This is a genomic window from Cellulomonas sp. Marseille-Q8402 (assembly GCF_965119525.1).
In genome coordinates, this window is record NZ_CBCPLX010000001.1 from 1063242 (window position 1) to 1076399 (window position 13158).

At 74.0% G+C, this 13158-nt stretch carries 12 protein-coding genes; 6 read left to right on the top strand and 6 right to left on the bottom strand.

Annotated elements, in window-relative coordinates:
* Positions 1–924, top strand: coding sequence for a carbohydrate kinase family protein (locus ACWPWW_RS04885; RefSeq protein WP_454049211.1), 924 nt, complete (start codon positions 1–3; stop codon positions 922–924).
* Here the strand turns inward: ACWPWW_RS04885 and dusB are convergent.
* Complete coding sequence (gene dusB / locus ACWPWW_RS04890) at positions 905–2089, bottom strand: tRNA dihydrouridine synthase DusB (protein ID WP_454049212.1); 1185 nt, start codon at positions 2087–2089, stop codon at positions 905–907. The genes ACWPWW_RS04885 and dusB overlap by 20 nt on opposite strands.
* 60 nt (positions 2090–2149) lie before the next feature.
* Here dusB and ACWPWW_RS04895 point away from each other — a divergent pair, with 60 nt between their 5' ends.
* Positions 2150–3493, top strand: coding sequence for a YibE/F family protein (locus tag ACWPWW_RS04895; RefSeq protein ID WP_454049213.1), 1344 nt, complete (start codon positions 2150–2152; stop codon positions 3491–3493).
* A 29-nt stretch (positions 3494–3522) separates the two neighbouring features.
* Here ACWPWW_RS04895 and ACWPWW_RS04900 read toward each other — a convergent pair whose 3' ends face one another.
* On the bottom strand, positions 3523–4638 hold the full coding sequence (locus tag ACWPWW_RS04900) for a YibE/F family protein (protein WP_454049214.1): 1116 nt from the start codon (positions 4636–4638) through the stop codon (positions 3523–3525).
* A gap of 81 nt (positions 4639–4719) precedes the next feature.
* Positions 4720–6105, bottom strand: a complete 1386-nt coding sequence (locus tag ACWPWW_RS04905) for a glycine--tRNA ligase (RefSeq protein WP_454049215.1) — start codon at positions 6103–6105, stop codon at positions 4720–4722.
* 167 nt (positions 6106–6272) lie between these two features.
* Between ACWPWW_RS04905 and ACWPWW_RS04910 the strand changes: the two genes are divergently transcribed.
* The 4 genes from ACWPWW_RS04910 to ACWPWW_RS04925 all read left to right on the top strand — a co-directional run bounded on the left by ACWPWW_RS04910 (position 6273) and on the right by ACWPWW_RS04925 (position 9565).
* Entirely contained in the window at positions 6273–7220 is a 948-nt protein-coding gene (locus ACWPWW_RS04910) for a metal ABC transporter substrate-binding protein (RefSeq protein ID WP_454049216.1), read from the top strand.
* Positions 7217–8005 carry a metal ABC transporter ATP-binding protein gene (locus tag ACWPWW_RS04915; RefSeq protein WP_454049217.1) on the top strand — a complete coding sequence of 263 codons (789 nt, stop codon included), beginning with the start codon at positions 7217–7219 and terminating at the stop codon, positions 8003–8005. The genes ACWPWW_RS04910 and ACWPWW_RS04915 overlap by 4 nt, the downstream gene beginning before the upstream one ends.
* Positions 8006–8028: 23 nt before the next feature.
* Positions 8029–8922 carry a metal ABC transporter permease gene (locus ACWPWW_RS04920; protein WP_454050402.1) on the top strand — a complete coding sequence of 298 codons (894 nt, stop codon included), beginning with the start codon at positions 8029–8031 and terminating at the stop codon, positions 8920–8922.
* Positions 8923–8995: 73 nt separating this feature from the next.
* A complete protein-coding gene (locus tag ACWPWW_RS04925; RefSeq protein WP_454049218.1) occupies positions 8996–9565 on the top strand; it encodes a DedA family protein in 570 nt (189 codons plus the stop codon).
* Between the two features lie 89 nt (positions 9566–9654).
* Here ACWPWW_RS04925 and ACWPWW_RS04930 read toward each other — a convergent pair whose 3' ends face one another.
* From ACWPWW_RS04930 to leuA, 3 genes are all read right to left on the bottom strand, one after another.
* The gene (locus tag ACWPWW_RS04930) at positions 9655–10431 is read right to left on the bottom strand and encodes an isoprenyl transferase (RefSeq protein WP_454049219.1); all 777 of its coding nucleotides are present in this window, start codon (positions 10429–10431) and stop codon (positions 9655–9657) included.
* Positions 10431–11162 carry a DNA repair protein RecO gene (gene recO / locus ACWPWW_RS04935; RefSeq protein WP_454049220.1) on the bottom strand — a complete coding sequence of 244 codons (732 nt, stop codon included), beginning with the start codon at positions 11160–11162 and terminating at the stop codon, positions 10431–10433. The genes ACWPWW_RS04930 and recO overlap by 1 nt, the downstream gene beginning before the upstream one ends.
* Before the next feature lie 185 nt (positions 11163–11347).
* Complete coding sequence (leuA, locus tag ACWPWW_RS04940) at positions 11348–13093, bottom strand: 2-isopropylmalate synthase (RefSeq protein ID WP_454049221.1); 1746 nt, start codon at positions 13091–13093, stop codon at positions 11348–11350.
* Positions 13094–13158 lie beyond the last annotated feature (65 nt).

Sequence of the window (13158 nt, forward strand, 5' to 3'; positions counted from 1 at the left end):
GTGACGCACGACGACGGGGCCGGCCCGGGCACGCACGTGCTCGTGGTCGGCCCCGCGTCGTGGAACACCCTCGTGCGGCTGGACCGGCTGCCCGAGGCCCGCTCGCAGACGCTGTTCGCGTCCGGGCACCACGACGGCCTCGGCGGGACCTCCGCCGGCAAGGCGCTCACGCTCGCGGCCCTCGGCGTGGACGTCCGCCTGCGGACGGTGCTCGGCGCCGACCGCGAGGCCGGGCTGGTGCGGGCCGCCCTGGACCACCCGCGCATCCGGCTGGACGCGCTCCCGGCCCGCTCGGGCGCGACCGAGCGGCACGTCAACCTGATGGCCGACGACGGTGGACGGGTGTCGCTGTACCTGGAGCTGCCCTCGCCCGGAGCGGACCTCGACCCGCGCGCCGGTCTCGCGGGCGCCCACGCCGCCGTGGTCGACCTGGCCGACCACGCCGTCCCGGTGCTCGCCGCCGCCCGGGCGGCCGGGGTGCCCGTGTGGTGCGACCTGCACGACGACGACGGGGTCGCCGGCTTCCAGCGCCCGTTCGCCGACGGCGCGGACGTGCTGCTGGTGTCCGACGCGCGCCTCGACGACCCCGCCGCCTACCTGCGGGCCCGGGTGGACGGCGGCGCGCGGCTGGCTGTCTGCTCGCGCGGGGCCCGCGGTGCGCTGGCGCTCGACGCGGACGGGTTCTGGGAGGTGGGAGTCGCGCCGGTCGCCGAGGTGGTCGACACCAACGGCGCCGGGGACGCGTTCCTGTCGGGGCTGCTGGCCGCGGAGCTCGCGGGACTGGGGCGTGCGGAGACGCTGGCGTGGGGCGCGGCGGCGGGTGCGCTGGCGGTGGGGACGACGGCGCTCGGCGCGCCGCACGCGACCCGCGAGGCGGTGGCGGAGCTCGCCCGCGGCGTCCGGGTCAGCCGCCCGAGACGCTGAGCTCCGCCTCGTGCAGGGCGCGGCGGAAGTCCTCGGACAGCTCGCGGGACGCCAGCCAGCCGTCGGGCAGGTGCGGGCGCTTCGGGCTGCCGGCGCGGCCGCGCTGGCCCTCGGCCGCCTCGCCCGGGTAGGGCTGGTCCAGGTCGAGGGCCGCGAGCCGGTCGTCCAGCTCCGCGAGCGAGGACACCAGGCCGAGCGCGGCGCGCTGCTCGCCGCCGACCACGTAGCCCTTCCAGTACCAGGCCATGTGCTTGCGCAGCTCGCGCAGCGCCTTGCCCTCGTCGCCGAACGCCTCGATCATCAGCTCGGCGTGCCGGCGGATCACCTGGGCGACGTACCGCGCGCCGGGCGTGACCCGCTCGTCGGAGCCGGCGAACGCCGCGGCCAGGTCGGCGAACAGCCACGGCCGGCCCTGGCAGCCCCGCCCGACCACGACGCCGTCGCAGCCCGTCTCCCGGACCATCCGCACCGCGTCCTCGGCGGACCAGATGTCGCCGTTGCCGAGCACCGGGATGTCGGTGACGGTCTCCTTGAGGCGGGCGATCGCCTCCCAGTCGGCCGTGCCCGAGTAGTACTGCTCCGCGGTGCGGGCGTGCAGGGCGACCGCGGCCACGCCGAGGTCCTGCGCCACGAGGCCGGCCTCCAGGTAGGTCAGATGGTCGTCGTCGATGCCCTTGCGCATCTTCACCGTCACGGGCACGCCGTACGGGGCCGCGGCGGCGACGGCCGCACGGAGGATCGAGCGGAACAGGTCGCCCTTCCACGGCAGCGCCGAGCCCCCGCCGCGGCGGGTGACCTTGGGCACCGGGCAGCCGAAGTTGAGGTCGACGTGGTCGGCGCGGTCCTCGGACGCGATCAGGTGCACGGCGGCACCGACCGTCGCGGGGTCGACGCCGTACACCTGCACGGACCGCGGCTTCTCGTCCGGGGCGTGCGAGATGATCCGCATCGACTCCTCGCCGCGCTCCACCAGCGCCCGCGACGTCACCATCTCCGCCACGTACAGCCCGGCGCCCGACTCCCGGCACAGCCGGCGGAACGCCGCGTTCGTCACCCCCGCCATCGGTGCGAGCACGACGGGCGTGTCGATCGTGAGCGGCCCGATCTGCAGCGGCGGCAGCACGTTCCCGGCGGGCGTCGCCGTGGCGGTGGAGGAAGCGGTCATGCGTCGATTGTCCCCCAGCCGGGCGGGTGGACCCGAGCGGGACCGGGCAGAATCCTGCAGGTGCCCGCTCCCGCCGCCCTGCGCACCCGCCGTGTCATCGCCGCGATCCTGCTGCCCCTCGTGCTCGCCGCCGCCGTCGGCATGGCCCTGACCTGGCCGCACGGTGAGCCGGTGACCTCCCGGACCGTCGAGGCCGTCGCGCTCGACTACCCGAAGGCCACCGTGACGGGGACCTCGCAGGAGCGGTGCGAGGGCACGGTCGAGGACCGCCTGCCCGACGGCACGATCCCCACGGAGGTCACCTGCCTGCGCGTGGCGGCGACCATCACGAGCGGCCCGGAGCGCGGCCGGGACGTCGACGTCTGGGCGACCGCGTCGCTCACCGCCGACGACGTGCCGACCGGGACCCGGGTCCTGCTCGAGCACTACCCGGCCACAGCGACGGACACCGAGGTGTGGGCGTGGCACGACTACGACCGCACGCTGCCGCTGGTCAGCATCGCGCTGGTGTTCGCGCTGGCGATCGTCCTGGTCGCGCGGAGCCGCGGCCTGCGCGCGCTGCTCGGCCTGGTGATCGCGTTCGCGGTGATCGGTGTCTACGTGCTGCCCGCGCTCGTCGCCGGGGAGAACGCGGTCGTCGTCGCGCTGAGCGCCTCGACGCTGATCATGGCCGTCGTCCTGTACCTGGCGCACGGGCTGTCGCTGCGCACCTCGGCGGCGCTCCTCGGCACCCTGGCCGGCCTGGCGGCGACGACGGCGCTGGGCGTGCTCGGCGCGGAGTGGGCGCGGCTGTCCGGGGTGAGCTCGGAGGACTCGTACCGGCTGTCGCAGCTGCTCGGGGAGAACGGGGCGACCTCGCTGCGGGGGCTGTTCCTGTGCGGGCTGGTGCTGGCGGGGCTCGGCGTGCTCAACGACGTCACGATCACGCAGGCGTCGGCGGTGTGGGAGCTCCGTGCCGTGTCACCCGGTGCGTCGCGCCGGGAGCTGTTCCGCGGCGGGATGCGGATCGGCCGGGACCACATCGCGTCCACGGTGTACACGATCGCGTTCGCGTACACCGGCGCGGCGCTGCCCGTGCTGCTGCTGCTCGAGATCTACCGGCTGCCGCTCGGGCCGACGCTGACCTCCGGCGAGTTCGCCGAGGAGATCGTGCGGACGATGGTCGGCTCGGTCGGGCTGGTGCTGGCGATCCCGCTGACGACTGCCATCGCCGCGCTGGTGGTGACCGTGGCGGGCGCGGCGCCGGCGCGGCACGCCGCAGCCGACGGGCACGGGCACGCCCACGTGCACGCCGTCACCGACGCCGACACGGACGGCACCGCCCACGGCACCGGCGACGCCGTCCGCGTCGGCGAGGTCGCCACGCCGGGCGGCGACCGGCCGGGAGCATCCGGCCCGGCCTGAGGAACGCGCCGTCGTCGCCGAGGTGGCAGTCAGGCGCGGGTGGGGAGCGGGTGCGCGTCCGGCGCGGCCGTGGGCGACGGCGCCACCGGGGCCGGGACCAGCGCCGCGGCGACCACCGTGGTGAGCGGGATCGCGAGCACGAGGCCGATCGACCCGACGAGCGTGCGGACGACCTCCTCCGCGATCTCGCCGCTGGTCAGCGAGTCGAGCAGGGTTCGGTCGGACATCGCCACCAGCATCACCAGCGGGAGCGCGGCCCCGAGGTAGGCGAACGCGACCGTGTACACGGTGGACGCGATGTGGTCCCGGCCGATGCGCATGCCGCCGCGGACGAGCTCGCGGCGGGACGTCGCCGGTGCCACGGCCCGCAGCTCCCACACGGCCGAGACCTGCGTGATGGTGACGTCGTTGAGCACGCCCAGCCCGGCCAGGACGATCCCGACGAGCAGGATGCCGCGCAGGTCGGCCTCGGGGGCGAGCGAGCGCAGGTCCAGGGCGTGCTCGCCGCTCAGCGCGTTCAGGTCGGCGGCTCCGGTCGCCCACGCCGCCAGCAGCCCGGTGGCCAGCAGCCCGCCGAGCGTGCCGAGCAGCGCGGTCGAGGTCCGGATCGACACCCCGTGCGCGAGGTAGAGCAGCGCGAACATCAGCGCCGATGCCGTGACCAGGGCGACGGGCAGCGCCGGCCGGCCCTCCAGCAGCGCGGGCACGGTGAACCAGAGGATGCCGCCGACGGACACGGCGAGCCCGGCCAGCGCGCCGAGCCCCCGCAGCCGTGCCACGGCGAGCACCAGCACGCCGAGCACCGCCGCGAGCAGCGCCATCGGCGGCCCGCGCACCTGGTCGACGAACACGTACGGCGCCGCGCCGGCGGCCTGCGGCAGGCTCAGCACCCGGATCCGGTCGCCCACCTCGAGCACCTCGAGGTGCTCGGGCGCAACCTGCACGGAGATCGGCTCCCCCGCGTCGTCCTCGGCCAGCAGCACCGGGCCGCTCGCGGCGTCGGCCAGCAGGTCGACGTCGGTGACGGTCACCTCGGAGTACGCCGACCCCGCGGGCGCGGTCTCGAGCGTCGGGGGGTCGTCGGAGCGGGGCCAGAGCACCACCAGACCGGCGACGGTCGCCGCCAGCGCGACGCAGAGCAGCACGACGACGACGGCGCGGGCGCGCCCGCCGACCCGGAGGTCGCCGGGGTCGCCCGCGCCGTGCGCGTGCTGGGAGCCCAGGGGTCAGGCCCCGAGCAGGCGCTGCGCGAGGTACCCGGTCACCTGGTCGAGCGCGACCCGCTCCTGCGTCATGTCGTCCCGGTGCCGGATCGTCACGGCCTGGTCGTCCAGGGTGTCGAAGTCGACCGTGATGCAGAACGGCGTGCCGATCTCGTCCTGGCGGCGGTAGCGGCGGCCGATCGCGCCGGCGTCGTCGAAGTCGACGTTCCAGTGCTTGCGGAGCTCGGCGGCGAGGTCCCGCGCCTTCGGGGAGAGAGCCTCGTTGCGGGACAGCGGCAGCACCGCGGCCTTGACGGGCGCCAGGCGCGGGTCGAGGCGCAGGACGGTCCGCTTGTCGACGCCGCCCTTCGCGTTGGGCGCCTCGTCCTCCGTGTAGGACTCGACGAGGAAGGCCATCAGCGACCGGGTCAGGCCCGCGGCCGGCTCGATGACGTACGGGACCCAGCGCTCGTCCTTGGTCTGGTCGAAGTACGACAGGTCCTGGCCGGAGTGCTTGCTGTGCGTCGACAGGTCGAAGTCGGTGCGGTTCGCGATGCCCTCGAGCTCGCCCCACTCGGAGCCGCTGAAGCCGAACTTGTACTCGATGTCGACGGTGCGCTTGGAGTAGTGGGAGAGCTTCTCCGCCGGGTGCTCGTAGTGCCGCAGGTTGTCGCGGGAGATGCCGAGGTCGACGTACCACTCCGTGCGCTGGTCGATCCAGTACTGGTGCCAGGTCTCGTCGGTGCCGGGCTCGACGAAGAACTCCATCTCCATCTGCTCGAACTCGCGGGTCCGGAAGATGAAGTTGCCGGGCGTGATCTCGTTGCGGAACGACTTGCCGATCTGGCCGATGCCGAACGGCGGCTTCTTCCGGCTCGTGGTCAGCACGTTCGCGAAGTTCACGAAGATGCCCTGCGCCGTCTCGGGCCGCAGGTAGTGCAGGCCGGACTCGTCCTCGACGGGGCCGAGGTACGTCTTCAGCATCATGTTGAAGTCGCGGGGCTCGGTCCACTGGCCGCGGGTGCCGCAGTTGGGGCACGCGATGTCGGCGAGGCCGTTCTCGGGCGCGCGGCCCTTCTTCTCCTCGTACTCCTCCAGCATGTGGTCCTCGCGGAACCGCTTGTGGCAGGAGAGGCACTCGGTCAGCGGGTCGGTGAACACGCCGACGTGGCCGGAGGCCACCCACACCTGGCGGGGCAGGATGACGGCGGAGTCGAGGCCGACGACGTCGTCACGGCTCTGCACGACGGTCCGCCACCACTGCTTCTTGATGTTCTCCTTGAGCTCGACGCCCAGGGGCCCGTAGTCCCACGCGGAGCGCGATCCGCCGTAGATCTCCCCGCTCTGGAAGACGAAGCCACGCCGCTTGGCGAGGGAGACGACGGAGTCGAGACGGGAGGGTGCTGCCACGGTGAGTGCTCCTGGTGCCGAGGTCCTGGCGCGCCTGGGTGACGCGCGGGGGTGGATCGCGGACCAGGCTACCGGGCCGGGGCCCCGGCGCGACGGCGCGTCCCGCGCGGGCAGCACGTGGGCCGGTGGTTTTGACACTCGTTCTCAACAGAGTGAGGATAGGGCGCATGCCCCCTCGTCGTCGCTCCCTGCCCGTGGCCGTGTCCGCGGGCCTGACCGTCCTCGCCCTGGCCGCCTGCTCCTCGGCCGGCGGCGGCACCGGTGGCGGCGGCGACCCCGAGGGCGTCGCGGTGCTCGCGTCGTTCTACCCGCTGCAGTACGTCGCGCAGCAGGTGGGCGGCGACCTGGTCGACGTGCAGTCGCTCACCCCGCCCGGCGCCGAGCCGCACGACCTCGAGCTCTCCCCCGCCCAGGTGGACGAGGTCGGCCGGGCCGACCTGGTCGTGTACCTCGCGGAGTTCCAGGCGGCGGTGGACGACGCGGTCGACGCCAACCCGCCGGCCCACGTGGTCGACGCCGCGCAGGACACCGAGCTGCACGCGGCGGTGCACGACAAGGACGGCGAGGAGCACGCCGAGGGCGACGAGCACGAGCACGGCTCCCTCGACCCGCACTTCTGGCTCGACCCCACCCGCCTGCCCGCGGTCGCCGACGACGTCGCCGCGCAGCTCGCCGAGGTCGACCCGGACAACGCCGAGACCTACACCGCGAACGCGGCGGCGTTCGCGCAGCAGATGGCGGACCTCGACCAGCGGTACGTCGACGGCCTGGCGACCTGCGAGAGCCGCACCATCGTGACCACGCACGAGGCGTTCTCCTACCTCGCCGAGCGGTACGACCTGGAGCAGGTCGGCATCGCGGGGGTCGACCCCGAGGGCGAGCCGTCGCCGGCGCGCCTCGCCGAGGTCGGGCAGGTCGTCGAGGACGAGGGCGTGAGCACGATCTTCTTCGAGACGCTCGCCAGCCCGAAGGTCGCCGAGGCGCTCGCCGACGAGCTCGGCGTGCAGACCGCGGTGCTGGACCCGCTCGAGGGCCTGACCGACGACACGCAGGACTACGTCTCGGTCGCGGATGCCAACCTCGAGACGCTCCGCACGGCACTCTCGTGCGCATGAGCGACGGACCGCAGACCCCCGCGGTGCTCGCCACCGGGGTCGACGTGACCCTCGGCGGGCACCAGATCCTGGCCGACGTCGACCTGCGCGTCGACCGCGGCGAGGTCGTCGCGCTGCTCGGTGCGAACGGCTCGGGCAAGTCCACGCTGGTGCGCGCGCTGCTCGGCATCGTCCCGCGCTCCGCGGGCGAGGTGCACCTGCTCGGCGGGGCCCTGGGCAACGGCGTGCCGTGGGAGCGGATCGGCTACGTGCCGCAGCGGCTGCCCGCCGGCGGCGGCGTCCCGGCCACGGCGGTCGAGGTCGTCATGTCGGGCCTGGTGCACGGGCGCCGGCTGCGCCCGCCGCGCGACGCCCGGCAGCGCGCGCTCGCCGCGCTGGACGAGGTCGGCATGGCGGCGCACGCCCGCCGGTCGGTGCTGCAGATGTCCGGTGGCCAGCAGCAGCGGGTCCTGATCGCCCGCGCGCTGGTCCGGCGGCCCGACCTGCTGGTGCTCGACGAGCCGACGTCCGGCATCGACCTGCCCACCCAGGACACCTTCGTCTCGACCGTCCGCCGCCTGCACGAGGCCGGTGGCACCGTGCTGGTGATCCTGCACGAGCTCGGCGCGTGGGGCGACCTCATCGACCGCGCCGTCGCGCTGCGGCACGGCCGCGTGGTCTACGACGGTCCCCCGCCCACGCCGCGCGGCGAGCACGCCCGCCCGGAGCACGAGCACACCCACCCGCACGCCGACCCGCCCCCGCCGGACGCGGGCACCGGGCTGTCGATGGAGGTCCTGCCGTGACGTGGTTCGAGACGCTCGGGCAGATGCTGTCCTCCCCGCTGATGCAGCGGGCGCTCCTCGCGGCCGTGCTGGTCGGCGCCGCGGCACCCGTCGTCGGGACGTACCTCGTGCAGCGCCGCCTCGCGCTGATGGGCGACGGCATCGGGCACGTCGCCCTCACCGGCGTCGCGCTCGGCTGGCTGGTCGGCACCTGGGCGGGTCTGGTCCCGGAGGACACGCTCGCCGTCCCCGGCGCGGTGGTCGCCGCGCTGATCGGGTCGATCGCCATCGAGTGGGTGCGCGCCCGCGGGCGCACCTCCGGGGACCTCGCGCTCGCGCTCATGTTCTACGGCGGCATCGCCGGCGGCGTGCTGCTGATCAAGCTGGCCGGGGGCACCAACGCCAACCTGGTCTCCTACCTGTTCGGCTCGATCTCCACCGTCTCGACCGGCGACCTCTGGTGGACCGCCGGCCTCGCCGCCGGGGTGCTGGCCGTCGGGATCGGGCTGCGGCACGTCCTGTTCGCGGTCAGCCACGACGAGGAGTTCGCACGCGGCTCCGGCCTGCCGGTCACCGCGCTCAACATCGTGGTCGCCGCGATGTCGGCGCTCACGGTGACCATCGCCATGCGCGTGGTCGGCCTGCTGCTGGTCAGCGCGCTGATGATCGTGCCGGTCGCGGTCGCCCAGCTGGTGGCGGGCTCGTTCGCCCGCGTGATGGCGCTCGCCAGCGGGATCGGCGTGGCGGTCAGCGTGGTCGGCCTGTCGATCACCTACTGGGAGGACGTCCCGCCCGGCGCCACGATCGTGCTGCTGGCGATCGCCCTGTACGCGATGGCGGCCGTCACGCGGCCCCTGTTCGCCCGGCGCGGCGGGGGTGCGCCGCACGACCCGCACCCGGAGCTCCCGGACGACGTGGACCTGCCCGTCGCGCGGTGACGCCCGTCTCAGCCGCGCCCGAACAGGACCCCGTCCCGCAGGTGAGGGTCACCTCACTCGTAGACTCGGGCTCGTGACGGACACGGCGGCGGCGTACGGGATGGGCGGGTGGCCCTTCTGGGCCGTCATCGCCGGGCTGTTCGCCGTCGTGATGGCCCGGTCGCACCTGTTCTACTGGCTCGGCCGCGGCGTCCTCGGGGGCGCCGCACGGCTCGCGGACCGGACGGCGGACTCCCCCGGCCCGGCCGACGACGCCGCCGCGGCGACCGGACGGCGCGCGCACGTCGTGCGGCTGATGCGGACCCCGACGGCCCGGCGCGGGCTCGCGATGGTGCACCGGTTCGGCCCGTTCGCCGTGACGCTCGCGTACCTCACCGTCGGCGTGCAGACCGCGGTTTTCGTCGGCGCCGGGCTGGTGCGCATGCCGTACCCGCGGTTCACGCTCGCGTCGCTGCCCGGCGCGGTCGCGTGGGCGTTCGTCTGGGGCACCGTCGGCCTCGGCGCGGTCTGGGCCGGGGTCCGGCTGGCGACCGCGTCCCCGTGGGGGCTCGGCGCGGTGCTCCTGGTCCTCGCGGCCCTGGTCGCGTGGGTGCTGCTCCGTCGCCGCGCCCACCGCGCGACCCCCGCGGACCAGCTCGTCTAGCGCGCTGCACCGGCCCCGAGACTGCAGCAGTCGCGGGGTTCCACCGTCGGGAACCCCACGGATCGTGCAGGCTCGGCGCTGGCCGGTCCCTAGGAGACGGCGGGCTTGTCGACCGCGGCGCCGTAGCGGCGGTCGCGCTTCGCGTAGGTCTCGACCGCGCGCCACAGGTGGCGGCGGTCGACGTCGGGCCACGGCTCGTCGAGGAACACCATCTCGGCGTACGCGGCCTGCCAGATCATGAAGTTCGAGATCCGCTGCTCCCCCGAGCTGCGCAGGAACAGGTCGACGTCGGGCAGGTCCGGCTCGTCGAGATAGCGCTGGATCGTCCGCTCGTCCACCTTGTCGGCCTTGAGCCGGCCCGCGGCGACGTCCTGGGCGATGGCCTTGGCGGCGTCCGCGATCTCGGCGCGGCCGCCGTAGTTCACGCACATCGTCAGCGTGCAGGTGCTGTTGCCCGCGGTCTGCCGCTCGGCCGTCTCCAGCTCGGTGATCACAGAGCGCCACAGCCGCGGCCGGCGGCCGGCCCAGCGCACGCGCACGCCCCAGGAGTCCATCAGGTCCCGGCGACGACGCAGCACGTCCCGGTTGAACCCCATGAGGAACCGGACCTCCTCCGGCGACCGCGACCAGTTCTCGGTCGAGAACGCGTACGCGGAGACGTGCTGGACGCCGATCTCGATGGCCCCCGCGACGACGTCGAGCAGCGACGCCTCCCCCGCGGCGTGCCCGGCGGTGCGTGGCAGCCCGCGGGCGTTCGCCCACCGGCCGTTGCCGTCCATGACGACCGCCACGTGCTTCGGGACGAGCTCCGGCGGGAGCACGGGCGGGCGGGCACCGCTCGGGTGCGGGGGCGGCGGAACCGGCATCAGATCCTCTCGACCATCGGCAGCGAGCGCAGCGTGCGCTCCAGGTGGAACTGGGAGTACGCGGAGACCAGCCCGTTGCCCTCCTTGCGGTGGCGCTCGGCCGATGCGTCGGCGACGGACCAGTCACCGACGAGCAGGGCGGAGAGCAGCTCCAGGGTCTGCGGTGCCGGGGCGGTCGCGCCCGGCGGGCGGCAGTGCCCGCAGACCGCGCCGCCCTGGGCGACCGCGAACGAGTGGTGCGGGCCGGGCCGCCCGCAGCGCGCGCAGTCCGTGAACGACGGTGCCCACCCGGCGATCGCCAGCGCGCGCAGCAGGTAGGAGTCGAGCACCAGGCCCGGGGCGTGCTCGCGCGTCGCCAGCGACCGCACCGCGCCGACCAGCAGCCAGTACTGCTGCAGCGCCGGCTCGTGCTCGGCCTCGACCAGGCGCTCGGCCGTCTCGAGCATCACGGTGCCGGTCGTGTAGAGCGCGTAGTCCTCGCTGAGCGCCCGCCCGTACGGGCCGAGCGTCTCGACCTGGGTGACGACGTCCAGGTTCCGGCCGGTGTTCAGCTGCAGGTCGATGTGCATGAACGGCTCGAGGCGCGAGCCGAACCGCGAGGTGGTGCGGCGGACGCCCTTGCCGACCGCGCGCACCTTGCCGTGGGTGCGGGTCAGCAGGGTGACGATCCGGTCCGCCTCCCCCAGCTTGTGGGTGCGCAGCACGATCGCCTCGTCGCGGTAGAGGCTCACACGGACCATTGTCCCCCTGCGCGGGTCGCCCGCGCGTCACCGCACGCGGACCGCGCGCCGCATCACCCCAGGTCGTGCACAGCCACCCGCACGCCGAGGTCGTCACCCGTGCACGAGGTCGTCAGTCCTGCGGGACGACCTCGTGCAGGACCGACGACCTCGGCAGCGGGCGCGGTGGGCGCGGGTCAGCGCTGGGCGCGGTTGACCGCCGAGATGATCGCCTTCAGCGACGCGGTGGTGATCGACGGGTCGATGCCGACGCCCCACAGGGTCTGGTCGCCGACGGCGCACTCGACGTACGCGGCGGCCGTGGCGTCGCCGCCGGCGGACAGCGCGTGCTCGGCGTAGTCCAGCACCTGCACCTGGACGCCGACCTCGCCGAGCGCGGCCACGAACGCCGCGATCGGGCCGTTGCCGGACGCCTCCACGGTGCGCTCGACGCCCCCGTCCACCAGGTCGACGGTGAGCGTGTCGGGGCCGTCCTCGACGGTGGTCTGGCGGGTGCCGCGCAGGGCGAGCCGTCCCCACGGCGCCAGGTCGGAGCCGGGCTCGACGGGCAGGTACTCGTCGGTGAAGATCCGCCACAGCACGTCGGCGGTCACCTCGGAGCCGTGCGCGTCGGTGTACCGCTGGACGACGCCCGAGAACTCGATCTGCAGCCGGCGCGGCAGGTCCAGGTCGCGCTCGGACTTCATCAGGTAGGAGATGCCGCCCTTCCCGGACTGCGAGTTCACGCGGATGATCGCCTCGTAGGAGCGGCCGACGTCCTTCGGGTCGATGGGCAGGTACGGGACGGCCCAGTCGATGTGGTCGACGTCGGTGCCCTCGGCCTCGGCCCGGACCGCCATCGCGTCCAGGCCCTTCTTGATCGCGTCCTGGTGCGAGCCGGAGAACGCGGTGAAGACGAGGTCGCCGCCGTAGGGGTGCCGCTCGGGCACGGCCATCTGGTTGCAGTGCTCCACGGTGCGGCGCACGTGGTCGATGTCGCTGAAGTCGATCTGCGGGTCGATGCCCTGGCTGAACAGGTTCATCCCGAGCGTGACCAGGCAGACGTTGCCGGTGCGCTCGCCGTTGCCGAACAGGCAGCCCTCGATGCGGTCGGCACCGGCCAGGTAGCCGAGCTCCGCGGCCGCGACGGCGGTACCGCGGTCGTTGTGCGGGTGCAGGGACAGCACGACGTGCTCGCGGTGCCGCAGGTTCCGGCCCATCCACTCGATCGAGTCCGCGTACACGTTGGGCGTGGCCATCTCGACGGTCGCGGGCAGGTTGATGATCACGGGCCTGTCGGCGCTCGGCTCGAACACGTCCAGCACCGCGTTGCAGATCCGTACGGCGAACTCGAGCTCGGTGCCGGTGTAGGACTCGGGGCTGTACTCGTAGAAGACCTCGGTGCCCGGGACGGTCTCCTCGTACTTCTTGCACAGGCGGGCGCCCTGGACCGCGATGTCGACGATGCCGTCCTCGTCGCTGCGGAACACGACCTCCCGCTGCAGGACCGACGTCGAGTTGTACAGGTGCACGATCGCCTGCTTCGCGCCCGCGATCGCCTCGTACGTCCGCTCGATCAGGTGCTCACGCGCCTGGGTCAGCACCTGGATGACGACGTCGTCGGGGATGCGGCCCTCCTCGATCAACATCCGCACGAAGTCGAAGTCCGTCTGCGAGGCGGACGGGAACCCGACCTCGATCTCCTTGTAGCCCATCTGCACCAGCAGCTCGAACATCGCCAGCTTGCGGGCGGCGTTCATCGGCTCGATCAGGGCCTGGTTGCCGTCCCGGAGGTCGACGGCGCACCACCGCGGGGCCTGCGTGATCTGCTTCGTCGGCCACGTGCGGTCGGGCAGGTCGACGGCGATCTGCTCGGCGAACGGGCGGTACTTGTGCACCGGCATGCCGGAGGCCTGCTGCGGGGTGCGGTCGTGGTAGCTCATCGGGGATCCTTCGCTTCGCGGGTGCTGGGGGTCAGCCGGCGCACCGAACTCCGCGACGAGGATCC